Source organism: Geomicrobium halophilum, assembly GCF_014207655.1.
Classification (GTDB): Bacteria; Bacillota; Bacilli; order Bacillales; family Marinococcaceae; genus Geomicrobium; species Geomicrobium halophilum.
Genome location: NZ_JACHHJ010000001.1, coordinates 64,511 through 89,025, shown reverse-complemented (window position 1 = coordinate 89,025; position 24,515 = coordinate 64,511). Strand labels below are relative to the sequence as shown.

At 43.8% G+C, this 24,515-nt stretch carries 27 protein-coding genes and 1 other annotated feature; of the genes, 11 read left to right on the top strand and 16 right to left on the bottom strand.

All coding sequences use genetic code 11. From position 1 onward, the window contains the following. The first annotated feature begins 3 nt into the window (after window positions 1-3). Window positions 4-855, top strand: a complete 852-nt coding sequence (gene panB, locus HNR44_RS00445) for a 3-methyl-2-oxobutanoate hydroxymethyltransferase (protein WP_184402170.1) — start codon at window positions 4-6, stop codon at window positions 853-855. Continuing rightward, window positions 855-1,238, top strand: coding sequence for an aspartate 1-decarboxylase (gene panD / locus HNR44_RS00440; RefSeq protein WP_184402169.1), 384 nt, complete (start codon window positions 855-857; stop codon window positions 1,236-1,238). Before panB ends, panD begins: the two co-directional genes overlap by 1 nt. Before the next feature lie 47 nt (window positions 1,239-1,285). On the opposite strand, the gene deoC is transcribed toward panD, so the two are convergent. Beyond that, window positions 1,286-1,960, bottom strand: coding sequence for a deoxyribose-phosphate aldolase (gene deoC / locus HNR44_RS00435; protein ID WP_184402168.1), 675 nt, complete (start codon window positions 1,958-1,960; stop codon window positions 1,286-1,288). 294 nt (window positions 1,961-2,254) lie between these two features. Between deoC and rpsD the strand changes: the two genes are divergently transcribed. Further along, window positions 2,255-2,857: a 30S ribosomal protein S4 gene (gene rpsD / locus HNR44_RS00430; protein WP_184402167.1), complete on the top strand. Its 603-nt coding sequence runs from the start codon at window positions 2,255-2,257 to the stop codon at window positions 2,855-2,857. 208 nt (window positions 2,858-3,065) lie between these two features. Here the strand turns inward: rpsD and tyrS are convergent, their stop codons facing one another. After that, on the bottom strand, window positions 3,066-4,307 hold the full coding sequence (gene tyrS, locus HNR44_RS00425) for a tyrosine--tRNA ligase (protein ID WP_184402166.1): 1,242 nt from the start codon (window positions 4,305-4,307) through the stop codon (window positions 3,066-3,068). Between the two features lie 42 nt (window positions 4,308-4,349). Then, window positions 4,350-4,553 (bottom strand) — a binding site (T-box leader). A gap of 183 nt (window positions 4,554-4,736) precedes the next feature. Continuing rightward, window positions 4,737-6,458 (bottom strand): acetate--CoA ligase, encoded by a 1,722-nt coding sequence (gene acsA / locus HNR44_RS00420; protein WP_184403484.1) that lies wholly within the window; start codon window positions 6,456-6,458, stop codon window positions 4,737-4,739. 458 nt (window positions 6,459-6,916) lie between these two features. Here acsA and HNR44_RS00415 point away from each other — a divergent pair, with 458 nt between their 5' ends. Genes HNR44_RS00415 through HNR44_RS00405 form a run of 3 tightly spaced genes read left to right on the top strand, consistent with a single transcriptional unit; the run spans window position 6,917 to window position 9,401 of the window. Beyond that, the gene (locus HNR44_RS00415; RefSeq protein WP_184402165.1) at window positions 6,917-7,549 is read left to right on the top strand and encodes a GNAT family N-acetyltransferase; all 633 of its coding nucleotides are present in this window, start codon (window positions 6,917-6,919) and stop codon (window positions 7,547-7,549) included. 23 nt (window positions 7,550-7,572) lie between these two features. After that, a complete protein-coding gene (locus HNR44_RS00410; RefSeq protein WP_184402164.1) occupies window positions 7,573-8,217 on the top strand; it encodes an acetoin utilization AcuB family protein in 645 nt (214 codons plus the stop codon). After that, entirely contained in the window at window positions 8,214-9,401 is a 1,188-nt protein-coding gene (locus tag HNR44_RS00405) for an acetoin utilization protein AcuC (protein ID WP_184402163.1), read from the top strand. The genes HNR44_RS00410 and HNR44_RS00405 overlap by 4 nt, the downstream gene beginning before the upstream one ends. Before the next feature lie 119 nt (window positions 9,402-9,520). Here the strand turns inward: HNR44_RS00405 and motS are convergent, their stop codons facing one another. From motS to ccpA, 3 genes are all read right to left on the bottom strand, one after another. Then, the gene (motS, locus tag HNR44_RS00400) at window positions 9,521-10,258 is read right to left on the bottom strand and encodes a flagellar motor protein MotS (protein WP_184402162.1); all 738 of its coding nucleotides are present in this window, start codon (window positions 10,256-10,258) and stop codon (window positions 9,521-9,523) included. Continuing rightward, window positions 10,248-11,063, bottom strand: a complete 816-nt coding sequence (gene motP, locus HNR44_RS00395; protein ID WP_184402161.1) for a flagellar motor protein MotP — start codon at window positions 11,061-11,063, stop codon at window positions 10,248-10,250. The genes motS and motP overlap by 11 nt, the downstream gene beginning before the upstream one ends. 114 nt (window positions 11,064-11,177) lie before the next feature. After that, window positions 11,178-12,176 (bottom strand): catabolite control protein A, encoded by a 999-nt coding sequence (ccpA, locus tag HNR44_RS00390; protein WP_184402160.1) that lies wholly within the window; start codon window positions 12,174-12,176, stop codon window positions 11,178-11,180. A gap of 181 nt (window positions 12,177-12,357) precedes the next feature. Between ccpA and HNR44_RS00385 the strand changes: the two genes are divergently transcribed. The 5 genes from HNR44_RS00385 (at window position 12,358) to HNR44_RS17770 (ending at window position 14,144) form a co-directional block, all read left to right on the top strand. After that, on the top strand, window positions 12,358-12,756 hold the full coding sequence (locus HNR44_RS00385; protein ID WP_184402159.1) for a hypothetical protein: 399 nt from the start codon (window positions 12,358-12,360) through the stop codon (window positions 12,754-12,756). 232 nt (window positions 12,757-12,988) lie between these two features. After that, window positions 12,989-13,111 carry a hypothetical protein gene (locus tag HNR44_RS17785; protein WP_281381327.1) on the top strand — a complete coding sequence of 41 codons (123 nt, stop codon included), beginning with the start codon at window positions 12,989-12,991 and terminating at the stop codon, window positions 13,109-13,111. A gap of 20 nt (window positions 13,112-13,131) precedes the next feature. Continuing rightward, on the top strand, window positions 13,132-13,278 hold the full coding sequence (locus HNR44_RS17780) for a Glu/Leu/Phe/Val dehydrogenase dimerization domain-containing protein (protein ID WP_281381364.1): 147 nt from the start codon (window positions 13,132-13,134) through the stop codon (window positions 13,276-13,278). Between the two features lie 49 nt (window positions 13,279-13,327). Further along, window positions 13,328-13,636, top strand: a complete 309-nt coding sequence (locus HNR44_RS17775; RefSeq protein WP_281381326.1) for a Glu/Leu/Phe/Val dehydrogenase — start codon at window positions 13,328-13,330, stop codon at window positions 13,634-13,636. After that, window positions 13,605-14,144: a Glu/Leu/Phe/Val dehydrogenase gene (locus tag HNR44_RS17770; RefSeq protein WP_343069310.1), complete on the top strand. Its 540-nt coding sequence runs from the start codon at window positions 13,605-13,607 to the stop codon at window positions 14,142-14,144. The genes HNR44_RS17775 and HNR44_RS17770 overlap by 32 nt, the downstream gene beginning before the upstream one ends. Window positions 14,145-14,318: 174 nt before the next feature. Here the strand turns inward: HNR44_RS17770 and HNR44_RS00375 are convergent, their stop codons facing one another. The 10 genes from HNR44_RS00375 to HNR44_RS00330 all read right to left on the bottom strand — a co-directional run bounded on the left by HNR44_RS00375 (window position 14,319) and on the right by HNR44_RS00330 (window position 24,505). After that, a complete protein-coding gene (locus HNR44_RS00375; protein WP_184402158.1) occupies window positions 14,319-15,419 on the bottom strand; it encodes a bifunctional 3-deoxy-7-phosphoheptulonate synthase/chorismate mutase in 1,101 nt (366 codons plus the stop codon). Between the two features lie 247 nt (window positions 15,420-15,666). Then, window positions 15,667-15,987, bottom strand: coding sequence for a bacillithiol system redox-active protein YtxJ (gene ytxJ / locus HNR44_RS00370; protein WP_246406875.1), 321 nt, complete (start codon window positions 15,985-15,987; stop codon window positions 15,667-15,669). A 41-nt stretch (window positions 15,988-16,028) separates the two neighbouring features. Next, entirely contained in the window at window positions 16,029-16,463 is a 435-nt protein-coding gene (locus HNR44_RS00365; protein ID WP_184402157.1) for a YtxH domain-containing protein, read from the bottom strand. A 17-nt stretch (window positions 16,464-16,480) separates the two neighbouring features. Continuing rightward, complete coding sequence (locus HNR44_RS00360; protein WP_184402156.1) at window positions 16,481-16,915, bottom strand: DUF948 domain-containing protein; 435 nt, start codon at window positions 16,913-16,915, stop codon at window positions 16,481-16,483. A gap of 249 nt (window positions 16,916-17,164) precedes the next feature. After that, window positions 17,165-17,326: a hypothetical protein gene (locus HNR44_RS00355; RefSeq protein ID WP_184402155.1), complete on the bottom strand. Its 162-nt coding sequence runs from the start codon at window positions 17,324-17,326 to the stop codon at window positions 17,165-17,167. Between the two features lie 366 nt (window positions 17,327-17,692). Beyond that, entirely contained in the window at window positions 17,693-18,997 is a 1,305-nt protein-coding gene (murC, locus tag HNR44_RS00350; RefSeq protein ID WP_184402154.1) for a UDP-N-acetylmuramate--L-alanine ligase, read from the bottom strand. 224 nt (window positions 18,998-19,221) lie between these two features. Then, entirely contained in the window at window positions 19,222-20,325 is a 1,104-nt protein-coding gene (locus HNR44_RS00345; RefSeq protein ID WP_184402153.1) for a nicotinate phosphoribosyltransferase, read from the bottom strand. Window positions 20,326-20,428: 103 nt separating this feature from the next. Further along, window positions 20,429-22,849, bottom strand: a complete 2,421-nt coding sequence (locus tag HNR44_RS00340; protein WP_246406869.1) for a DNA translocase FtsK — start codon at window positions 22,847-22,849, stop codon at window positions 20,429-20,431. A gap of 207 nt (window positions 22,850-23,056) precedes the next feature. After that, the gene (ytpR, locus tag HNR44_RS00335) at window positions 23,057-23,683 is read right to left on the bottom strand and encodes a YtpR family tRNA-binding protein (protein ID WP_184402152.1); all 627 of its coding nucleotides are present in this window, start codon (window positions 23,681-23,683) and stop codon (window positions 23,057-23,059) included. Between the two features lie 15 nt (window positions 23,684-23,698). Next, window positions 23,699-24,505, bottom strand: coding sequence for a DUF1444 family protein (locus HNR44_RS00330; protein WP_184402151.1), 807 nt, complete (start codon window positions 24,503-24,505; stop codon window positions 23,699-23,701). Window positions 24,506-24,515: the final 10 nt, after the last annotated feature.

The window sequence follows — 24,515 nt, the reverse complement described above, 5'->3', positions numbered from 1 at the left end:
AATGTGAAAACAACAGCGAATTTCAGGAAAATGAAACGAGACAATGACCCGATTGCTATGCTCACTGCTTATGATGCTCCGTCTGCACGTTTAGCTGAGCGGGCAGGTGTCGACTTGCTTTTAGTCGGAGACTCCTTAGGAATGGTTGTCCTTGGCTATGATTCTACCATTCCTGTTACCGTCGACGATATGGTGCTTCATACGAAAGCAGTCAAAAGGGGTGCTCGTGAAACCTTTGTCGTCACTGATCTCCCCTTCCTTTCCTACCATTCAGATTTTTCTGAGACAGCAGGATATGTCAAACGTTTGACCCAGGAAGCCGGGGCTGATGCTGTAAAACTGGAAGGCGGAATGGAAGTTACAGAAACAGTGAAGAAGCTCGTACAAGCGGGTGTTCCTGTTATGGGGCATCTCGGCTTAACGCCGCAATCTGTAGGTGTACTTGGAGGATACAAAGTACAAGGCAAACAGTCTCCTGACGCTGAGAAGCTCATCCGTGAAGCTCAAGCACTTGAAGATGCAGGAGCTTTTGCTATTGTAATTGAATGCGTGCCACGCCAGCTTGGCCAGGTAATGACAGAGAGGTTGAACATCCCAGTCATTGGAATCGGTGCAGGGGCAGATACAGACGGTCAAGTCCTTGTTTATCATGATGTGATTGGCTATGAATCTGAAAACGTCCCTAAGTTCGTTCACCAATATACGAATATTTCCTCTTTAATTGAGCAAGGCCTAGCAAGATATGTAAATGACGTAAAAGAATGCGCGTTTCCACAACAAAAGCACACGTACACAATGAAAGAAGATCAGCTGCAAGAGCTATATAGCGGTCGCTTCGTTGGGGAGGGAAATTGATGGAGCGTACGATGATGAAAGCCAAGCTTCACCGGGCACGTGTCACCGAATCAAATCTTGAATACGTGGGCAGCATCACTATTGATGAAGACTTAATGGATGCTGTGGATCTGTTGGAAAATGAGAAAGTTCAGATCGTCAATAATAACAATGGTGAACGTTTTGAAACCTATGTCATCAAGGGGGAACGGGGGAAGCGCGATATCTGCCTAAATGGTGCAGCCGCCCGGCTCGTTCAGCCAGATGATGTGATCATTATTTTATCTTTTGTTCAATTAGAAGATGAAGAGGCAAGAAGGCATCAACCCAGAGTAGCCATCTTGAATGAAGAGAACCGTATTGTCGAAATGCTTAAAACCGAGCCGCCTTCTACCGTTCGATAAAGATAAAGACCGGTGCGGATCACGTACCGGTCTTTGATACATACGAATTAATAAGCGTTTCCTCCATCGGCCCCTGTAACAATGGCAATACCTGAACTGGTGCCAATTCGATCGGTTCCTGCTTCGATATAGGCTTTGGCGTCTTCTTCGTTCTTTACACCGCCGGCCGCTTTTAGCTTGGTATTTCCCGCTACGGCTTCCTTCATTAATTTGATATCCTCAAGAGTCGCGCCGCCGGTGTGAAAACCAGTTGATGTTTTTACATAGTCAGCACCTGCTGCAACAGCGAGTTGACTGGCTTTTCTTTTTTCCTCATCGGTAAGCCTGCTCGTTTCAATAATGACTTTAACGAGGGCTCGTCCCCCGCTTGCCTTAACGACCTCGGCAATGTCTTCTTGTACAGCTTCATCATCTCCTGATTTCAACGCCCCAGCGTTTATTACCATGTCAACATCAGCTACACCTTCTGCAATCGCTTTCTCTGTCTCATGCGCTTTTACAGCTGACGTGTTCATCCCATGCGGGAAACCAATAACCGTTGTTACACCGACACCACTACCTTCTAAGGCTTGTACAGCGGCTGTCATCCAATATGGGTGAATACAGACCGTCGCAAATTGATGCTCTTTCGCCTCTTGGCAAAGGATCAGTATATCCTCTTTTGTAGCTTCCGGTTTTAACAGTGTATGATCAATATAGGAAGCTAGCTCCTGTTTATTCATAGATGATCTCAACCTTTCTTTTCCTTTTAGAGTATTTTACCATGTTCAAGACAAACCGTCAGTTGACTTTCCCTCTTTTTCACTATACAATGTAGGTTGTGTTAAAAGACAGCAATGGTGAACTTATAGCGTGCACTCTATCATTTTGTTCCTCGACCGCGGCTGAAACTTCGAGGTGCATCCCGTAACTCCCTGCTGTCGGAGCGAAGATGTGTGAAAGCAAAATGAGCGTTATAGGAGATTGCCTACCGTTGTTCTTTTTCACGCAATAAACGTGATAAAGGAGGAGCTATAATGGCTCGCTATACAGGTCCAACCTGGAAAAAGTCCCGCCGTCTTGGTGTTTCACTTAGCGGAACGGGAAAAGAATTAGAAAAGCGCCCTTACCCGCCGGGTGAGCACGGCCCAACACAACGTAAGAAACTATCAGAATATGGTGCACAACTTCAAGAGAAGCAAAAACTTCGATATATGTACGGTTTAAATGAGCGTCAATTCGTACGCACATTTGAAAAAGCCGGTAAAATGAAAGGTGTTCACGGTGAGAACTTTATGATCTTGCTTGAAAGTCGCTTGGACAACCTCGTTTACCGTGCTGGTCTTGCACGTACCCGTCGTGGTGCCCGTCAATTGGTTAATCATGGCCACATCACTGTAGACGGTGGCCGTGTAGACATTCCATCTTATACCCTAAAGCCGGGCCAAATCTTTGGTGTACGTGAAAAATCCCGCAACTTGGATGTCATCGCAGATGCTCGTGAAGCATTGGCTTTTACACCTGAGTATATCAACTTCGATGGTGACCAATTGGAAGGGACTTATACACGTTTACCAGAACGTTCCGAGCTCCCATCCGAAGTTACTGAAGCCCTCATCGTTGAGTGGTATTCCCGTTAATATCAGCGGGGCGAACAACCTCCTTTTGGGGGTTGTTTTTTTAATGCTCTCCCCTTCACACCAGCTTCCCTTCCATCATCAAAGCCCTATGTAATAGGCGCCGTATTTCATTTTGGGTTGTCATTTCCTTCGCCCTCTTTACGATTCTCCATATAAAATCCCCATATGGGCCCTTTGCCATATAGGGATCAAAAAAACGCGGTTCCTTTTATACGCTTAGTTTCGTAAACTTCCGCTTACCAACTTGGACAATCATCCCATCCTCAATGGTGACCTCCGTTTTAATGTCACTCACTTTCTCTTCGTTTATTTTTACTCCGCCATTTTTAATCATTTTGCGGGCTTCTCCTTTGGAAGGCTGCATGCCTAATTCAACGAGGAGGTCAATGATAGAAGCCGTTGCTTCGCCCTTCCATTCAACCTCTGGAATATCCTCAGGCAGCGCCCGTTTCTGAAAGACGGTTTGAAAGTAACGCTGGGCCTCGTCTGCGGCTTCCTCACCATGATACATGGACACAAACTTACGTCCCAACGCTTGTTTCGCATCACGGGGATGAACGGAACCATCAGCAATATCTTTTTCCAATTTGTTAATCTCTGTAAGCGGGACATCTGTTGCGAGTTTGTAGTACTTGATCATTAGTTCGTCTGGAATCGACATTGATTTTCCAAAAATTTCATTTGGATCTTCATCAACACCAATGTAATTATTCAAGGACTTCGACATCTTACGTACGCCGTCCAAACCTTCAATAAGCGGTAGTGTAAGGGCCACTTGCTTTTCTTTTCCATAAGCTTCCTGGAGCTGGCGTCCCATCATTAAGTTAAAGGTTTGGTCTGTACCGCCTACCTCGATATCGCTATCCATCGCTATGGAATCGTACCCTTGCATCAATGGATAGAAAAATTCATGAACAGAGATCGGTTTATTCGACGTATAGCGGTTATGAAAATCTTCCCGTTCGAGCATACGGGCAACCGTAAGATTCCCGGCTAATTTAATAACATCCTCGAATGTTAACTCACTAAGCCATTCCGAATTGTAATAAAGGGTCGCTTTATCCATATCTAACACTTTTCCATATTGCTCCACGTACGTCCGCGCGTTCGCTTCCACTTCTTCTGTAGACAAAGGCTTGCGCGTTTCACTCTTCCCGCTAGGATCTCCAATTTTACCCGTGAAGTCTCCGATAAGCATTTGAATTTCATGACCGAATTCCTGGAATTGGCGCAGCTTGTGAAGGACAACTGTATGGCCAACGTGTACGTCTGGCGCTGACGGATCCATTCCCAGCTTAATTTTAAGCGGCTGATCAGTCACTACCGCTTTTTTAATTTTTTCGCGAAATGCCTCCTCTGGAACGATTTCTACGATTCCTCGTTGCAACGCCTCAACTTGCCGATCAATTTCTTTTTCCTGTTCAGGTGTTGCCTTTAATTCCTCTGACATTTGAATTCCTCCTCTATTTTTGGACGCAAAAAAGCTCGCCCCGTAAGGGACGAGCTTTGTCGCGGTACCACCCTTGTTGAAGACATAAGTCTTCCACTCGGCTCTTTAACGCAGAGTATACGTCCGTTTATCATGCAGAAAACTCCAGTAATGTAATTCGCCGCTGATGACCGGATCGACTCGCAGCAACCGTCGATTCTCTGAGCCTAGTCAAAATAGCTACTTCGTTACCTTCAACGTTGTATATTTATGAATGGTTTTTTTATACCATAAGAAGAAACAAAGTGTCAACTGCGGACATTTACCCATTTGCCTTTTCACTTATGAATAACGAAAAATTCCCTAATGTTTTGGTACAACGGTTCTTTACGTTGTACCCAATGAAATAACCGATAAAGCTTGAATATAGCTCTATCGGTCAATTCACCCTTAATCATCATCCATGGTTGATAAATCACCTGTCGGTAAATCAAGCTCCCATGCTTTGAGAACACGGCGCATAATCTTTCCACTTCTTGTCTTCGGCAGCTTATCGCGGAAGTCTATCTCTCGCGGAGCTGCATGGGCAGCCAAGCCGTTTTTGACAAATACTCGTATATCTTCTTTCAATTCATCGGAAACTTCATATCCTTCACGAAGGGAGACAAAGGCTTTAATAATTTCCCCGCGTACCGGATCCGGTTTACCGATCACACCAGCTTCTCCTACGGCCGGGTGTTCCACAAGCTTGCTTTCTACTTCAAATGGTCCAACACGTTCACCGGAAGTCATAATGACATCATCGACCCGGCCTTGGAACCAGTAATATCCGTCCTCGTCTTTATACGCAGAATCTCCGGATACATACCAGCCTGGAAATTCAAAATAGCCTTTATACTTTTCCTCGTTATTCCAGATCGAGCGCATCATAGAAGGCCAGCCTTCACGTAATGCCAGGTTCCCCATGCGATTTGGAGGTAATTCGTTCCCTTGGTCATCAAGAATGGCTGCTGTAATTCCCGGGAATGGTTTCCCCATGGATCCGGGCTTCACGGTCATGGTTGGAAAGTTTGTAATCATGATTGCGCCCGTTTCTGTCATCCACCATGAATCGTGAATACGCAATCCATACACTTGTTCACCCCAACGCACGACTTCAGGATTTAGCGGTTCACCGACGCTTAATATATGTCTTAAGTTAGAAAGATCATAATTTTTTACGACTTCATCCCCTGCACTCGCCAGCATTCTAAATGCTGTCGGGGCACTATACCAAACGGATACTTTATATTTTTCCAACGTGGCGTACCAATCCTCAGGGCTGAACCGCCCACCGCGCACGACATTTGTGACACCATTTAACCAAGGAGCGAAGATCCCATAGGAAGTCCCGGTGACCCACCCTGGGTCGGCTGTACACCAGTAAACGTCACCTTCCTTCAAATCAAGGGCCCATTTACCCGTTTGATAATGCTGAAGCATTGCCCCATGTACGTGAAGCACCCCTTTCGGCATGCCTGTGGATCCGGAAGTATAGTGCAAAATCAGTCCGTCCTCGCGATCGACCCACGTAATATCGTGCGTCTCTGATGCCTGCTCCAAACGTGATTGAAAATCGAGGTACACTCCATCTTCTTTCACATCGTCTCCTTGAATAAACACCTTTTCCAAGGCAGGCAAATCCGATACAGGGACGCGCTCCAATAGAGCTGGCGTCGTTACGATCGCCTTAGCCTCACTATTTTCCAGACGATCTTTTACTGCCCCCTCCATAAAGGCTTCAAATAACGGACCAATAATGGCGCCAATCTTAATAGCACCGAGCGCCGCAAAATATAATTCAGGTGAACGCGGCATGAAAATAAAGACGCGATCCCCTTTTTCAATACCTGCCTCTTTCAATACGTTCGCAGACTTATCTGACATTTTCTTCATTTCTGCAAACGTATAAGATTCATCCCGGCTTGCATCGCTGTAATAGAGAGCAATTTGATCTTTTTTGTTTTCATCTTCAGCAAATCGATCGATTGCTTCATAAGCCAAGTTCACTTTCCCAGTTTTGTGGAACGTAAATGCTTTCTCGACCTCTGACCAATCAAAATGTTTTGCTGTTTCTTCATAGTTTTCAAGGTTATAATCTCCACCCTTGGGCGGAAGCGGTTGCAATTCGATAGACAAATCTCTTCACCTCCAAAATTAACGCTAAAGATAGTATACTAGTTTATGAAAAATGAATCAATTTATTATGGTTAGATAATTTATTAAATTTTCCATTTATAGAAAGATGTTCAAAACGTGGGCACAAAAACACTCAAGACGCTTCGCGGCTCCCACTATGTATGAGAATGAATCGTTTCTTTTTCGAGGATATGGTTTCATACGTGATGAGCACAGAAGCAAACGACGAAGGGGTACGACGGCTATTTTTCCCGGACTTTTTGAACGTCCTCTTATATCCTATCTTTCGCTGAAAAAATCTCAGTGATTCCTCAACGTTCTTACCAACACAAGACGTATAAGAATTTCATTCAATTCCCTTTCTTCACTCTTTCGTGACAAAAAACGTTTCCCGTTTCCCCAGCTCTTCATGTATACTGATGTTAACGCATTCAATGTAAAGGTGGTCCTTGATGAAGCATATCCAAACGTATTATAGCGAGGAAATTCACATTAATGGGAGAAAACTTTTGCTTGAAGGACCGATTTCAAGTGAACAAATCGATCGCTATGATTACCACCCAGGACTTACAGCATTTCGCCAGCCAAAAGATCAAAAAAAGGCGTTGATGGGGATCGCAGATCTACCGGAAGGACGAATTAACGTTGCCGTCGAAGACGGAATGATCATTGGCTACATTACGTTTGTTTACCCTGATCCACTTGAACGTTGGTCGGAAAGCCCATTAGAGAACTTGCTTGAGCTCGGTGCGATTGAAGTCGCTCATGAATACCGAAGCAGTAAAATTGGCAGCCACCTATTAGAGCTGTCGATGTATGATGATGCAATGGAAGATTATATCATCATCACAACTGAATATTATTGGCATTGGGACTTGAAAAATAGCGGACTTTCTGTTTGGGAGTACCGTAAAGTGATGGAAAAAATGATGAATAAGGGCGGCTTACAGTGGATGGCAACAGATGATCCTGAAATCAGTGCCCACCCAGCTAACTGTTTGATGGTGAGAATTGGAAGCCGTGTAACGATGGAAGATATACAAACCTTTGACAACGTCCGTTTTAGCAACCGATTCATGTTTTAAATCAAGGAGGTGGCATTGTCGTAATGATTGTAGAAGATATGATGAGAACAAACATTTATAAGCTAACACCCGCAGACACGATTGAACAAGCCGTCCATATGATGGAGAAAGAACGTCTTCGTCATATTCCGATCGTCGAGAATGATGACACCTTGATTGGTATCATTTCTGACCGGGATGTCCGTGATGCAAGATACTCGATTTTTAGCGATAACCCCCTTCCCGACGTACTGCAAAAGCCGGTTAAGCTCATTATGAAGACAGAAGTCTTTACAACGCACCCGCTTGAATTTGTCTCTGATGTAGCTTCTATGCTAAGCGAAAAAAGAATCAACGGGGCCCCTGTAACCGTTGACCGCAAGCTAGTAGGGATGATTACAGGCCGTGATTTGCTTGATACACTCGTACAACTCACAGGTGCTGATCAACCAAGCACCCAGCTGGAAGTGAAAGTTTCCGATGTCAGCGGTCAACTAGCGGATGTAGCAACGGTTTTCAAAGATCACCGGATCAATGTAACGAGCATGCTTATCTATCCTGACAAAAAGTCGAGCAGCAAGATCCTCGCATTTCGAATACAGACGATGGATGCCCGACCAGCAATCGCTTCACTCAAGGAGAAAGGCTATGAGCTTGCGGGCCCGTCAATTCCGGAGTGGGGAACATGACAAAGAAGAACGCAGCCTTTATTTTTAACCAAGAGCAGTTAGCCTACAAGTTCAGCGATACGCATCCCTTTAACCCAACAAGGCTGGAATTAACCGTTGATTTGTTGCAAACATTAGGAGCATTGCCGAGTGAAGAAATGATTGCCCCCCGAAAGGCAGTAGATCAGGAAATCTGTTTGTTTCACGAAAAAAATTATGTTGAAGCTGTCAAAAAAGGAGGCCGTGGAGAACTGCCACCAGGAACCGCCGATAACTATGGTCTTGGAACAGATGATACCCCGATCTTTGCAAATATGCATGAGGCCTCATCTCTTCTCGTTGGCGGCACGATTCAAGCGGTAGAAGAGGTAATGGAAGGCCGTTACAAACATGCAGCAAACTTAGGAGGCGGACTTCACCATGGGTTTCGCGGAAAAGCCTCCGGGTTTTGTATCTATAACGACAGTGCCATTGCCATCCAGTATCTTCGTAAATATTATGACGCACGTGTCCTTTATATCGATACAGATGCTCATCACGGGGACGGGGTACAATGGGCCTTCTATGATGATCCAAGCGTGATGACGCTATCGATTCACGAAACCGGGCGGTATTTATTCCCAGGGACAGGAGCCATTACTGAGAAAGGAACAGGGGCTGGGTATGGGTATACGCTCAATATACCACTTGATGCCTTTACTGAAGATGAATCTTTTCTAGAATGTTATAAAATCGCTGTCGAGGAAGCGTGTGCATTCTTTCAACCAGACGTAATCGTTACGCAAAATGGCGCCGATGCTCACTATTTAGACCCGCTCACCCATTTAGCCTCCACACTTCACACTTTTAAAATGATTCCTAAACTTGCTCATCAGATGGCGCATACTTATTGTGAGGGTAGGTGGGTCGCAGTTGGTGGCGGTGGTTACGACATCTGGCGTGTCGTTCCTCTTGCATGGTCTTATGTTTGGCTGGAGATGAGCGGCTGTTCGGAATTAGCACAAGGCGCATTGCCGCAAGAATGGCGCAATCATTGGATGACCAAGGCGAGTGATCCACTCCCTGAATACTGGGAAGAACGAAAGGATCTTGTACCTTGTGTTCCACGCCGGCCAGAAATTAACGAAAAAAATGCTCAGACATTGGAAAAATCACTCTATTATATACAGCGTGAATTGAGGTATTCCCACGTACGCCGAAGTTAAGAGGCGTTCTAAGTCCAGGGGGAAGAAGCGACTCGCTGGAGCTAAACTATGGTAAACGTTGACCCATTGACAATCCTAGAAAAAGGCAAGCCCCTCATCGGGCCTGCCTTTTTTACATATTATGATCCCTCGCCGTTATATCCTGGATCAGTAATCAATACAACAACACGGCGATTCTGCTGCATATTTTCGGTAGTATCATTTGAAACGATCGGTCTTGTATCTCCATAGCCCGTTGCCAAAAACCGAGAGCTTTCCAGGTCACCCTCTTCAATAAGATAACGAATAACACTGCTTGCACGGGCACTGGATAACTCCCAATTGGAAGGATATCGATAGGTATCAATCGGTCGGTCATCGGTATGGCCTTCTACCTCGACATGATTGGGCAATTTACCAAGGATAATAATCATTTCGTCTAGAAATGCTTCAGCCTCATCCACGATGTAAGCTTCTCCGCTATCAAACAACAATTGATCTTGCAAAACCAGTTCAACCCCACGCTCTTTTCGTGTGGCTGTAATCATATCTCCAAGATCATTTTCTTCTATGTACCCTTGCACCTCTGCCATAAGGGTTTCAAGCTCGTCTTCCTTTAGGATTTGTTTTTCCTGTTCAAGACGAAAATCATCATTCACGCTTAATTTTTCCATATCTTCGACGACGTCTGCTGAAGAATGATTAAATAGGTTCTGGCCTTGAAATGAATCCATCAGTGCTTGAAATCGGGCAGCATCAACGACCGACATCGAAAAGAGCATAATAAAGAAAACGAGCATAATAAGGATCATATCCGAGAAAGTCACAAGCCACTTCTTTTCATTACGTGTGTTGCCTGAAGACCTCCTAAGCCTCATTGGCAAGTTCCCCTGCTTCACGTCCCTCGTGCTTTGGTTTTCGTTCTTTACGTACAAAAGCCCCCAATTTTTCTTCTAATACTTTCGGACTCTGTCCAGACTGAATACCAATGACACCTTCAATCATCATTTGATTGACAAAGGTTTCAGTTTCGGTTTTATTTTCTAATTTGCTTGCCATTGGATTAAAAAATAAATTCGCCATTAGTGCACCATATAATGTCGTTAACATCGCAAGTGCCATGCTCGGTCCGAGAGTAGCAGGGTCGTTCAAATCATTAAGCATAATCACAAGCGCGATGATCGTTCCAACCATCCCCCACGCCGGTGCATAATCCCCTGCCCGTTCAATCATCTGCCGCCCCCGTTTATGGCGCTCTTCCATGGATACAACTTCTGCCATCAGTATATCCTGGATCAATTCCCGTTCGATGCCGTCGACAGCCAAACGGACACCCTTTCGAATAAAGGGATCTTTAACTTCCTCATCCAATTGTGTATCTAAGGCTAACAACCCATCTCTTCTTGCTTTTTTTGAAAGATTCACAAAGGTTTTATTAAGCTCCTCTAAATCATAATCCGTATCCTGAAAAGCCGTTCTGATAATGGTTGGGAGACGTCTTAATTCCTTTGTTGAAAAATTAATAAGTAACGCTGCTGCAACGCCGCCAATGACAATAAAAACGGAAGAGAGTTGTATAAATAATACGACAGCGTCTATACCGGCATTAAAATATATAGCTAATCCTACAACGACAAGCCCAAGTATGAGTCCTACAGGAGTTAACATATCTAATTTTTTCACCTAAAACGCCTCCTCCTGTACACATTCTTGTTCTTTGTTTTTCCATTGGCCATAACTCATGGCTTTACGCCACGAGGCGTAAGCCGTTGAGTTAGCCAAGCTACCATTTTCTTATCATTTGGTTGTGTTTCGATATGCGATACGGTGAGGGAGCACAACGTTTTGCTCATCAATATCTTCATTATCCATATATTTCGTAAGCAGTCTCATAGAAACAGCACCAATGTCATACATGGGTTGTACAACCGTTGTTAGGGTAGGGCGAACCATCGTTGCCAACCTCGTATTGTCAAAGCCGATCACTTCAACATCCTCCGGAACACGAATCCCCCGATCTTGCAAACCATGAATAGCACCAAGCGCCATCTCATCGGTTGCTGAAAAGATCGCTGTTGGCTTGTTGTTGGATTGTAGCAGCCCTTCTAACGATTCAATCGCAGAGTCATAGGTATAATCACACACCGCCACCAATGATTCATCAAAGGCCACATTGTTGTTTTCCAGCGCTTCCTTATACCCTTTGAATTTCTGATATCCGTTCACAGGATCCTCTAATGTTCCCGTTAACATCCCAACGTGTTTGTGATCTTTTTTCAACAAATGATCGACCGCATCAAATGCAGCCTGAGCATAATCAATATTAATCGCTGGAAACTCACCCTCTTCATGGAACGTGGCCGCAAGGACCACAGGCACAGAGGAACGCCGGAGATGCTCAGCATGTTCTTCTGTAATTTCCCCTCCTAAGAATAAGATTCCATCCACCTGTTTTTCCAATAATGTATTGAGCAGATGAATTTCTTTATCTTTGTTCTTGTCGGAGTTACAGAGAATGATATTATAGTTGTACATCGTCGCAATATCTTCAATACCGCGAGCAAGCTCCGAGAAGAAAATGCTGGAAATATCAGGGATAATCACGCCTACGGTTGTCGTCTTTTTACTAGCTAACCCCCGTGCAACGGCATTTGGACGGTATTCCAACCTCTCGATTGCGTCTAACACTTTTTTACGGGTAGCCGGCTTTACATTCGGGTTACCATTAACAACCCTTGATACCGTTGCCATAGATACACTAGCTTCCTCGGCAACGTCATAAATGGTGGTACTCATTGAAATGTTCCTCCCTTATATTGGCTTTCATTTATTTTCATATGATATATCGCCATCATACGATAACTGAGGGAGGTCCGCAAATCATTCCTACCCTTAATATCGACAGATGACCATTATTGTTTAGTTTTTGTAAAACATTGTTCATCACGTGCATGTACAAAAAGGACTTGCTTGCACCATGGAAGCACTCACTTTTCGGAGGACCGAAACGTACACCTTTATTATTATCCCCGTTCTTTCTTGGTTACAAACCTCCCCAAAATTTGACATTCATGCCTATGAACGATATAAAAAAAATACGGAAATTGAGGTGATCAACATCGACGTATTCGTTTTAATAGCTTTTTTTAATCCCATCATTACTCTCATGCTTGGTTTTATTATCGGCAATCTAATGCAAACGAAACCTTACAAATGGGTAGCGGGGATCATTGTGACCGTTTTATTTTTCTTATTCATTGTCATGATTAATCATTTAAGCTTTGACACTTGGCAAACCTGGCTTTACTTTGCAATTTATTTAATAACAATGATGGCAGGAATCCAGTTATCAGCTTTTATTCGAAAATTTTATTAAGGTTGTTCAAAAAACCCGGAAAACAACAGGCATAACCCCGTGAAAGCCGACGAATACCGCTGCATCCTGTGGCAACGACGTCGGCTTCTATGACTCCTCGGAAAAAAACCTCTTTTCCACCGTGAGGAGTTTATACGTTAAGACGTAACAAGCTGAGAGCTTGAGTCATTTTGGATTCTTTTTTGAACATCATCTATTAATATATTCTTCAGTATTTATGGAGGTATCATCAATGAGCCAAAAACAAGTATCACCTGCATTAGACAGTGTTCACCAGCAAATGCAAGCTGCTGCATCCTATATTGACCTTGAAACCTCCACTTTAAACTTATTAAAGCACACAAGCGAATGGTAGAGGTTGCTTTTCCAGTGAAGATGGAAGATGGCACTACTCACATTTTTGAAGGATATCGAGCCCAACACTTGGATGCTCTCGGCCCTTACAAGGGAGGAATTCGTTATCATCCAGATGTGACTGCGGATGAGATAAAGGCACTTGCCAAATGGATGACCCTGAAGTGATGCCAGCCGCTTATCAAAAAAGGAAAAGGTGCGCATAAGCCGCGAATATATGAAAGCGCTATATCACATTGTTGGGCCTGCCAAAGATGTCATGGCCCCGGATGTTCATACAGACGCTGCCTTGATGGGAGATATGATGGGCACATATTCGGAAATGGAAGGTATGTATACTCCCGGTTCTATAACTGGAAAACCACCGGTTATTGGAGGATCAAAAGGAAGGCAAGAGGGAACCGCCAGAGGGTGTGTATATATTATTCAGCAAATCTTAGAAAGTATCGAAAGAGAAGAGAAAGATGTCTCTATCGCTATTCAGGGTTTTGGTAGTGCGGCCTCACCGCAGCGAGCTTCTATCTGATATCGGCTGCAAGGTGGTCGCGGTTAGTGACTCTAAAGTTGCGTTACACGATAAAGAAGGTTTGGACATTGATTGTGCAATTTTGGCTAAAAAGGATAGAAATCTGTCCTCCTATGGCGAAAAAGAGAAGCTGGAGAATAACGAGGATGTCCTCTATATAGAGGTGGATTTTTTAATTCCAGCGGCTCTTGGGAATGTCATCACAAAAGAAAACGCCACGAAGATTCGAGCGCACCATATTATGGAAATCGCAAACGGACCAACAGCTCCAGAGGCAGATGATATTCTTGCGCAAAATCACCAACACGTTTTCCCAGATATCCTGGTTAATGCCGGTGGTGTCATCGTTTCCTATTTAGAATCTGTACAAAATCATACTCACCATTACTTTGAAGAAAAAGAAATTAACATCAAACTTCAACAATATCAGACCACGCACCGAAATGCAGCTATTATTTTTGCCCTGCAAAATATCGATCAAGCTATAAAAGCTCGTGGGTGGATTTAGGGACAACGAATGGAAAGGATACCAGACAGAGGGCATCCCTTCCATTGTTCCTATTTTTTAGGCGCCTGTCTCCATCTTAACGAATACCAATAGATCTATCGATATCCATAAAGCCGTGGAAGCCGTGCTTATAAAAACGCCACCATCAAAGGGTGACGTTTGGGTTATGATCTCCTATAACGTTGTTTTATCTTCTACACCGTCTTTTAGCAATTGCGCATCACGTAAGGTGCTAATGAAGGTGTTGAATTGTTCAATATCCATTTGTTGGGCGGAGTCTGAAAGTGCAACTGCTGGGTCAGGGTGCACTTCTGCCATTACGGCGTCTGCACCAATGGCAAGAGCAGCTTTAGCAGCCGGTAACAGCAAATCTCTTCTACCGGTGGAATGGGTAACATCTGCAAGTACAGGGAGGTGTGTCTCCTGTTTTAATATGGGAACTGCAGAAATGTCTAGGGTATTCCGTGTCGCCGTTTCGTACGTGCGAATGCCGCGTTCACAAAGCATGAGATTTGTGTTTCCTCTGGACATTACGTATTCAGCAGCATGTATAAACTCAGAAATGGAGGCTGATAGCCCGCGTTTAAGCAGGATAGGTTTTTTTGTAGACCCAACTTCTTTCAATAATTCAAAGTTTTGCATATTACGGGCCCCAATTTGAATGACATCGAGATAATCAACAGCTTTTTCCACATCTGTAGGTGTCACAATTTCACTAATAACAGCCATATCGTAACGGTCGCCAGCTTTTTTAAGAATCTCTAAGCCTTCAACGCCCAGCCCCTGGAAATCATATGGAGATGATCTTGGCTTGTAAGCACCACCGCGAAGCAGATTGACACCGCGTTTCTTTAAAGCTTCGGCAACGGCGAAGACTTGTTCTTCACTTTCCACAGAACAAGGACCTGCAATAAGACGCTGTAAACCATCGCCAATTTTTTCCCCTTTTACATCGACCACGGTATTATCCGGGTGCTTTTTCCTTGAAACGAGTAATGCTTTTTGCTCATCATCTCCCATAAGCTCCAAACTTGCCTTGAAAATTTGTTTGAAGAGATGTTGCAGCGTGCTCGTTTCAAATGGTCCTTCATTCTCATCTGCAATCAAGTCAAGCATCCTCCGCTCACGCACCGGGTCATAACGTTTTGTGCCTGACTTACTTTTTACGTTACCGATTTTTTGAACAATTTCTGCGCGCTCGTTAATGAGCTTTAATAAATCCTTGTTTTTTTCATCAAGGGATGCACGTAACTGCTCTAATTCTTCATTACTCACCGATCATCCACTCCTATTCTGTTTCGTATTTCTCTAACCTTCTATTATGAGTAGAGCCATTATAACTGATCCTATACGTTATGTCACGCCTTTTTCTTTAATTCTTAAACGCTTTTAAGTGTTAAAGAATTTTTGGGAGCTGCGAGGAAACAGCAGCTGTTTCTATATTAGAACACTGACCTTATTTAAACATCCTATAGTAAAAAGCCATCACGCCGCTTAAAACATCGTGATGGCTTTTTGAACATTATACTAAAGCTTTCTCCAGTACTTGTTCAGTAATTTTACTATGTGAAGTGTGCCATTTTGCCTCCGAAGAAGTTAAAAGCAATGCTTGAGGGCTTTCATGTTTTACATCCCAAAAGGTTGCAACATATTCAGACAGTGGCCTTTCATCTTGTACATTTAAATAATAAACAGGAACTTCTGGATGCTCGGTTGCAAATGCCTTTAACTCATCAAACGCATTCGCACTAATCGGGCAGGTTGTACTGTTTTTGAACAAGAGGATTTCCCCATGTTCTTCGATGGCATCCATTAGTTCCTTTTGCTCATATACGTGTTGCAATGCTCCCTTCCCTCCCTACAATTCCTTTAATGCTCGGGAATTTATTGATTTTTGGATTCATCTTTTAGATCTGTGACTTCTTGTTTGACCGAATCCTTGACTTGTTCACTTGAAGATTGAAATTCATCAGATAAGTCATCCGCAAGTTCTTGAGCCGATTTCTTTGCATCGTCAGTATCCGTCTTGATTTGCTCAGCAGCGTCTTTGATGCGGTCAACCATTTGGGTCGATTGATCCGATACAGTTTTAGCTACATTCTGGGTTTTATCCATAGCTGTATTGGCAAAATGGTTGCCTTTGTCATAAGCTTTATTTGACAGTTCGTACGTCTTGTCTTTAGCCGTGGATGCCCCTTCACTAATATCTCCTCGTAATTCCTTACCGGACTTAGGCGCCAATAAGAGTGCAGTTGATGCACCTACAATTCCACCAATAAATGTTCCAATTAAAAGATCTTTTGTATTCATGTCTCCCATGTTAAAACCTCCTTATTTTAGTTACGCTCTTCATGCTCTTCTTGATTTCTCCGGCTCTTCCACTTGTCATAAAGCTCCAGGCATGCACTGCCCCATTGGACAGCTTTTGCAACTTGCCCAGCATTGCGCTCTGTTTCCTCAGATACAGTTGTGGATATATTTTGAATGGAGCCTGTTACCCGTTCGGTAGCTTCACTTAACTCCTCAGCGGTTGAAAAAAGCCCATCCAGTGATCCTGACTTAGACTCAAAATCCTCAGCAAGCCGATTCGTCGTTTTGACGAGATGCTCAGTTTCAGTAGTGATACCTTGCAGTTGTTTTTCCACAGCTTCTGCTGTGTTTCCCAACTGTGTAACCACCCCCTGTGCAGACTTAAGCGTTTGGATAATATAAAAGATAAGTACAACGATTGCTATAGCCACAATCGCTACGCTTATGTATACAATAACCACGAACATCACCTCCTAATATAATTCACATTATTCCCGAAACCATATTCTTTCAAACATTTATCCGTACGAGTTGAAAAAGGAGGACCAAAAGCCGAACCATTCGAGAAGGCCTAAACTTAAAACTCCAAGGAGTAAAAATACGAGCGCAGACCGAGTGTTTTTACCAAATTTTTAGCCATTTTAATGAAGAAGAGGTCTTGTCCAAGGTTTAAGGGACGACCAACTTACACGAGTGCCTTATTCATCTCTTTACGTATTGGGTTTGACAAGGGGCTGTCCCAAAAGGGCAGCTTCTGCATTCGATGCTTCTTTCCTCTTTTTCGGCGGGAGCCCGCTCATGGCATGAGTGAGCCGTATAGTAGTAGAATGTAAAGCGAAAGAGATGACGGCAGCGGTTTTTCTTGTGTACATCTCCGCACCTCCACTGCTTTGAGGTGTTTTAGGATGAACGTTCTCAATCAATTACTGCAGTTGATAAGGGGAGCAACTGTAAAGGTTTCGCCCAGCGTCTTTCTTTAAGTGAGCCGCTTTGCATATGCTTCTTCGGCAGGAAGCGAATGTGCGACGTCGAAAAGCGGCCTCCTTCCTACTGATGAACAGCAACATTGTTTAGGCCGGCATCGACGTCCATTGCACTTTGAGCAGAAGGGTCCCTTTACCTAACTATAGGAGATGGAAACCGCAAAATACCAACGTTCTTTCTTCCTCTTAGCGTTAGTATACACTAGGGGAAGTAAAAAAACAGCCTTCACCCCCCTATGGGAAGGGGCTTTCTCGCTAAAGCCCTGTAAAACGTTCTTCGTACGCTTTTTGGTATTTCTGAATATCCCCTGCCCCCATAAACAGCAACACACTATCTTTATGACCGGCGAGTATACCAACATCAGGCTCTTGAAGTAAGCGAGCATCTGGGATTAAATCAAGCAAATCGTCGATGGTCAGCTGCCCTTCCTGTTCTCTTGTGGAACCAAAAATGTCACACAGATACACTTGGTCAGCAAGCTTTAAGACAGCCGCAAATTCCTGAAGAAATGTCACCGTCCTGGTAAACGTATGGGGCTGAAAAACAGCAACGATTTCCCGATCAGGATACTTCGATCTTGCAGCTTCAATCGTTGCCTTTATCTCAGTGGGATGATGGGCATAATCATCGATGAGGATTTGCGACCTCCACTCTTTGTCAGTAAAACGTCTTTTCACACCAGGGAAGTCAGCCAACCGTTCCTTTATCGTCCCTGATGGAACCTGCTCATAGTGAGCGAGTGCAATCACTGCCAGTGCATTTAGTACATTGTGCTCCCCAAATCCGGGAACCGTAAAGTTGTCGTAAAAATCGCCCCGAATGGTGACATCAAAACTGGTGCCATTTTCTCCGCTTTCGATATTTTCGGCGTTAAAGTCGTATTTTCCTTCAATTCCATAATAAACAATAGGTACAGGGGCATTAAGAGTTTGCAAATATTCATCATCCCCACAAGCAATAATGGCTTTATTCACTTGTGAGGCCATCTCATCGAAAGCATCCACAACATCATTAATATCCTTGAAGTAATCGGGATGATCGTAATCAATATTCGTTATAATCGCGTAGTCAGGATGATAGTTAAGAAAATGTCTTCGATATTCACATGCTTCAAAAACGAAAAATGTGCTATTTTTTTCTCCTTTTCCAGTCCCATCACCAATAAGATAAGATGTTGGGCGGTAAGAGCCTAGTACATGGGAAAGCAAACCAGTCGTTGAGGTTTTTCCATGGCTCCCTGTTACAGCAATGGATGTAAATTGAGAAGCGAACTCTCCAAGAAAAGTAGGATAAGGCTTCACCGTTAGATCCTCTGACTCCGCTTCTTTAATTTCTTCATTGTCGGAATTGTAGGCTGCCGAAGCAACAATCGTATGCTCAGGCGTTATATTCCTTTTATTAAACGAATAAATCGGGATGTTTCGTTCTTCGAGAGGTTTTTGTGTAAAAAAATACTTTTCGACGTCTGAACCTTGAACTGGTTCATCCATATCATGAAGAATCTGTGCCAATGCACTCATCCCGGATCCTTTTATACCTATAAAGTGGTAACTAGTCATTCCGCCGGACCTCCAAAATTAAATTGCCCCTCATCCGGACGCTTTCTGGGGCAAGCCATCAATTCATGCTGCCTTATTATACCAAATACGTCAATGAAACAAAATATCAATCATTTTACAAAGAAATGAAGTTAGGGGGGTCGCCTAACAATATTCTATGCGAATGATAATGAAAAGAGATTGTCTTTCCAAGTTTCCTTATGTTTCCTTTATACCTGATTGATCTACATTTGATCAATACGTTCTAATCTTGGGTTGTGACGATATTCACGCCCTGCTTTTGCTTCATGGTGACCATTCAATAGGACATTATCGCCTGTAAAGCTAATGGTTTTTTCCAACAAACTGCTACCCACTCCATAGGAATCAACGGGAACATTCGCATCCTCATAAGCTTCGATCCTTTCAGCATTAAAACCACCGCTTACTGTAATTTTAACATGTTGAAAGCCTTCGGCATCGAGCGCCCTCCTCAGAGCTTTAATTAAAGGAGCATTCACACCCGTAGGGTCAAAGTCTCCCATTTTTTCCGGGTTTCGACAAAAGTATTGATCGACCATGCTACCTGACGTATCCACTCTTACAGAATCCAGCTGTTGATTAAATTCGCGAGCCACACGCAGTGAATCGGTAATAACATCATTATTATAATCCACCAATGCCATTAAACGATCATCAGGATACATATCCAGATAAGCATGGCTGGCAGCCACGAGATCACCGTGATACATTTGAATGAGTGCATGAGGCATCGTGCCCATACCTTCCCTTCCCCACCATTCGTTCATCGCATGGGTAGATTGCGCCTTCGAACCACCGATATAGGCAGAGTACCCATCTCCTGCCTGCTGGGTAAAATGATCATCACGATCCCCCATAAAAATCACCGGCTTTTCCACGCCCGAGCTTCCTGCCGCCTTGACAACTTCATAAACATTCGTGGCTACTGAAGACCGACGAGCAAGGATTCCATCAATGACGCCTTCTAAATAGCCAAAGTGCTGATAAGGACCTGTAATCGTCAACACTGTCTCATAAGGCTCAATCTTATCTCCATCCTCCAATGAATGGATTTCCAGTTCATCTGGGTAATCAGCAAATGTCTTCAAGAGCGCAATGACTTCATCCGTGCCGCATAATACCGCATTCTTTTTTTGGAAAAATTGCATGGTAACAATGTCGTCCGGTTTATATTTCTTAATGATTTCTTTTGTTTTTAAAAAATAAACCGCTGAAAACCAACCTTCTCCTACACGCTTATCAAATTTAAACGTTTGATTGGTTAGTCGTTTGATCTTCCCTTGTAATTTTAAATCGATTTCCTTCATGTCAATGCTCCTCGTACAATTTAGAGTAAGGTTATGAATTATCATATTAGATCGTGTGAATTTTCACAAGTAAAGACCGCGTGTTTAATTTGAAAAATCACCGTCATTTTCCAAAAAGCTCGGAAAGTTGTTCGGCATTCATAAGTACATGCCGGGACTTTGTACCCACAGCTTCCGATACAATCCCTTTCGATTCCATCATGTCCATTAACCTAGCCGCACGGTTGTAGCCAATATGAAAACGTCGTTGAATCAGTGATGTAGACGCATTTCCTTGCTGTACAACAAAATAGGAAACTTCCTCAATTAAATCATCTTCTTCCGAACGCGAAATGTCTTTAGAAACTTCTTCTTTTGTAAATAGATACTTTGGTGCTTTTTGTTGACGAACAAAAGAAGCAACATCGTCAATCTCCTGGTCAGAAACAAAGGTTCCTTGCAAACGGACGACTTTTGAAGCGCCGTTTTCACTCAATAACATATCGCCTTTTCCGATGAGGCGCTCAGCTCCCCCAGTATCCAAAATGGTTCTCGAATCCACCATGGAGGAAACCGCAAAAGCAGCACGTGTCGGGATATTGGCTTTTATCAGGCCTGTGATGACATCAACAGATGGCCGCTGGGTAGCAACGAGTAAATGGATGCCGCATGCCCTTGCTTTTTGAGCAATTCGGCTAATCGATGATTCTACATCTTGGGGAGCCACCATCATAAGGTCGGCCAATTCATCAATCACAATCACGAGATAAGGCATGGGTTCATCGGCCTTTTTATTATACCCGCGAATATCCCTTACCCCGGCCTCCGCAAATGCTTGGTATCGCCGTTCCATCTCTGCAACGCTCCATTTTAATGACATGGTTGCTTCTTTCGGGTCGGTGACGACTGGCGCGGCAAGGTGAGGGATATCTTTGTAAAACGCAAGTTCTACAACCTTAGGATCAATCAGTAATAATTTTACTTCTTCAGGATCCGCTTTATACAATAGACTTAACAAGATGGAGTTAATACAGACACTTTTCCCAGAACCTGTCGCACCTGCAATTAAACCATGTGGCATACTCCCGAGATCTATAATACTTGGGTCGCCGGTGATATCAAGTCCCAAGGCGACAGCAAGAGGGCTTGTATGGCTTTGAAAAGCCTCCGTTTCAAGAAGGTCCCGCAAAGCGACAGGGGCCCGGTTTTGCTTTGGAACTTCAATTCCAATCGCGTTCTTACCAGGAATGGGTGCTTCAATCCGCAAATCCGTTGCTGCCATTGCTAGTTTTATATCGTCATTTAAATTCGTGATCTTATTCACCTTAACACCCGGGGCCGGCTGTACTTCAAAACGGATAATCGAAGGTCCTTCCGTCACGTTCGTTACTTTAGCATCCACATGAAACTGATGAAGAGTGGCTTCCAGCTGCTCCTGCTGTTCTTGCAGCATACCATCATGCGTATTCGTAGTTTCATTGGTTTTCGCTAATAAATCTAGCGGCGGTAATTCATAGGTGCTATTCTTCGATGGTTGTACGGCAGGCGTTGAGGTTTCCGTTCTACTTTCCCGGTTGTCTTCGGGAATGTGTGAGGTTGGTTCGTTTCCCTCCCCTTTTCCGTTCCATTCGCTTTCCTGCTGCTCCCGCTCGATCCTTTCAGCTTGCTCCTTCTCACGTGCCTTTCTACGCTCATAGTTTAAGCGATCGAAAGGAGTCATCATAACATTATAGGGCGTTACGGTTCGTTTCTTATCCCTAGACTGGGAGCGCATGGCACGACGCTGCTTTTTCTCGCGTCTTTTATCTTCCGTGGACGAGTGCTTCATCTGTTGGTGTTGGGACGCTTGAGACTGCTCACGTACATGATTGGAAGCTTGGGGTTGGGGATTAGTCGTATTCTGCTCTTCCTTATGCTGCTCACTGGCAGTATCTGTTTCAGGTATGGAAAAAGAGTTAGTCTCCTCAATATCCGTGGATCTTTTTGTCTCCTCTTCTTTTTCCTCCCCATCCTCATCCCACTGAGGTTCGTTTTCACCAACAATAGTCAATGATTCCGAGATCATTCCATAAGAATTTTCTTCCGACTGGGTTTCACTTTCGTCCTCTTCCTGTTTGATTAAGGAACGTTGCGTCTGAAAGCCGTAAACCGGAGATGGGATGTGTTCTGGTGAAAAGTATGAATTCGAAAAGTACTGCCTTTCCTCTTCTTGTCTTGGAGAATCCTCTTTCTGTGTGTAATTACCATGAGACTGCCGGTAGTTACCGTAAGACTCCCTTTTTTCTTCCACTTGATCCATTTTCCGCTCTTTATACTCACGTCGCCTTCTTGGCGTAGCTTGTATATCCATTGGGAAGTGAAAATTGCCGCCTTTAGGGTATCGGTGAATCACCCTGGGACCGGAGTCCTCCTGAAGACTCGTAATCTCCCGCTTCCTTCTTTGATTATGGTTTACAGGTGGATCGTATAAATCTTCTTTTTCTGATTGCTCGCCGAAAAAGTAACGGTTGAGCTTTCTAAATATATTGCTCCACTTTCTGGACATCAGCAATCCCCTTCTTTTCTTTTAATGCTTGACCATTTTCTATTGTACAGAAGCACTGAAAAAACAACTAGCATTTTCAGGCAAAATTCTTTTTCAAACGAACAACTCCTGCAATGGTCTTGTATTTTTTAGAAAGACTTGGTTTTCGGTAAAATAACGAGCAACAAAAAACCATAGGGCCTCTAAACCCTATGGTCCTTTTCTTTGTCACTCAGAATGGTATTGCTTTAAAAAATCTTCGCCCACCTGGTAGCCCTCATCAAGGGACAGAATGCCTGGCATTTCCTGTTTTTCAGGGATAGCTAGTTCTTTGATCGAACATATCATTCCGTTTGATGGCACTCCCCTTAATTTTGATACACGAATTTCCATCCCACTTGGCATAAAGGCACCTTCTCGGGCCACAACTACTCGTAGTCCTTCTTGAACATTTTTAGCTCCACAAACGATTTGCAGTTGTTCAGTATCAGGACCTACATCCACCTGGCATACCCGCAGTTTATCGGCATCCGGATGGGCTTCTACACTTTGAACGTACCCAACGACAAACGGGGATTCCTCTGGAAGATTTAATTGCGTTTCCCAATCATTGGCTTTGAGCGCTTGATTAATCACGTCAATCAAATCCTCCGTCACTGCTAACATCCCTGTCCCTGTGACGGTTCCATACTTGCTGACGTTAAAAATATGAAATCCTGCTGTCTCTCCGCTATCAATATCAAGCAGCCGTACAATATCTCCCTTTGTCTCTAACTTACGTTTACTCGTGTTGATCTCTCGAAAGGTGACAAGTAATGTATCACCTAAACCTTCCTGATTATAGAAAACGTTCATGGATATGCTCCTTAATTATGATTTTCGATCTTGCTTAGGTTTCTTGCGGGCAAGAATAAAAATGGGGTCGAGTTTGCCTTCCTCATACATAAACGGTAATGCGGTTATAGGTACTCGTCCGTCCCCGAAAAAACGAAAGGTCATCTGTCCTAATACGTCGTAGCCATGTTCATTTTGAACATCTGCAAGGATGAGAACATCTTGGTGGGGAACAGCAAGTGCTAGCTCGCCATCAATGCTTGCTGACATCTCCTTTAACCATGCTTCATTTAAAATTCGACTGGCATCATAGCCATCATTCGTATTGACGAAGTAAAATCGATTGCCTGCCACGTCATCAGCTTTGAGGGGGGCTGGTAATGAGCGAATGTTAAAACGAGCGGCTTCCTTCATTCTTTGCTCGCTCATTCCTTCACGCTCAAGCAGGTCTTCATCGATGAGCGCATACGTCTCTCCTTGATCAAGGGCATAATAAATCCGTGTTTCTGCAGTATGCTCCTCAGATATTAAAGCACGCCCGTCCTCGGTTTCCTTTGGAAAAGAGGTAGAGCGAACGACCGGAAATATCATCTGTTCTTTGCCTGAAAGTGATTTTTGTTTTTCCATCGCCCGAAATGTTTCTTGAATATAGTTGACCGTTTCTTTAAAACCATCCTCCCCCTTGTTCTCATATTTTGATTCAAGGCGCGGGAGGTCAAGGGTTAATCCTTTTCCCAGCTGCTCGTGTTCAATACGGATCTGCTGGTTATCTTCATCGAAGCTTACTTTATGATCCGAAAACTGTTGTTTGATTCGTTCGAGTACTTTCGATTTCTTAGCCACAGGGCTGTCC

Coding starts and splice junctions, on each gene's coding strand:
- panD (WP_184402169.1), top strand. CDS start 855: ATGGAGCGTACGATGATGAAAGCCAAGCTTCACCGGGCACGTGTCACC.
- deoC (WP_184402168.1), bottom strand. CDS start 1,960: ATGAATAAACAGGAGCTAGCTTCCTATATTGATCATACACTGTTAAAA.
- rpsD (WP_184402167.1), top strand. CDS start 2,255: ATGGCTCGCTATACAGGTCCAACCTGGAAAAAGTCCCGCCGTCTTGGT.
- tyrS (WP_184402166.1), bottom strand. CDS start 4,307: ATGTCAGAGGAATTAAAGGCAACACCTGAACAGGAAAAAGAAATTGAT.
- HNR44_RS00415 (WP_184402165.1), top strand. CDS start 6,917: ATGAAGCATATCCAAACGTATTATAGCGAGGAAATTCACATTAATGGG.
- HNR44_RS00410 (WP_184402164.1), top strand. CDS start 7,573: ATGATTGTAGAAGATATGATGAGAACAAACATTTATAAGCTAACACCC.
- HNR44_RS00405 (WP_184402163.1), top strand. CDS start 8,214: ATGACAAAGAAGAACGCAGCCTTTATTTTTAACCAAGAGCAGTTAGCC.
- motS (WP_184402162.1), bottom strand. CDS start 10,258: ATGAGGCTTAGGAGGTCTTCAGGCAACACACGTAATGAAAAGAAGTGG.
- ccpA (WP_184402160.1), bottom strand. CDS start 12,176: ATGAGTACCACCATTTATGACGTTGCCGAGGAAGCTAGTGTATCTATG.
- HNR44_RS00385 (WP_184402159.1), top strand. CDS start 12,358: ATGGAAGCACTCACTTTTCGGAGGACCGAAACGTACACCTTTATTATT.
- HNR44_RS17785 (WP_281381327.1), top strand. CDS start 12,989: ATGAGCCAAAAACAAGTATCACCTGCATTAGACAGTGTTCACCAGCAA.
- HNR44_RS17780 (WP_281381364.1), top strand. CDS start 13,132: ATGGAAGATGGCACTACTCACATTTTTGAAGGATATCGAGCCCAACAC.
- HNR44_RS17775 (WP_281381326.1), top strand. CDS start 13,328: ATGAAAGCGCTATATCACATTGTTGGGCCTGCCAAAGATGTCATGGCC.
- HNR44_RS00365 (WP_184402157.1), bottom strand. CDS start 16,463: ATGGGAGACATGAATACAAAAGATCTTTTAATTGGAACATTTATTGGT.
- HNR44_RS00355 (WP_184402155.1), bottom strand. CDS start 17,326: ATGTACACAAGAAAAACCGCTGCCGTCATCTCTTTCGCTTTACATTCT.
- murC (WP_184402154.1), bottom strand. CDS start 18,997: ATGACTAGTTACCACTTTATAGGTATAAAAGGATCCGGGATGAGTGCA.
- HNR44_RS00345 (WP_184402153.1), bottom strand. CDS start 20,325: ATGAAGGAAATCGATTTAAAATTACAAGGGAAGATCAAACGACTAACC.
- HNR44_RS00340 (WP_246406869.1), bottom strand. CDS start 22,849: ATGTCCAGAAAGTGGAGCAATATATTTAGAAAGCTCAACCGTTACTTT.
- ytpR (WP_184402152.1), bottom strand. CDS start 23,683: ATGAACGTTTTCTATAATCAGGAAGGTTTAGGTGATACATTACTTGTC.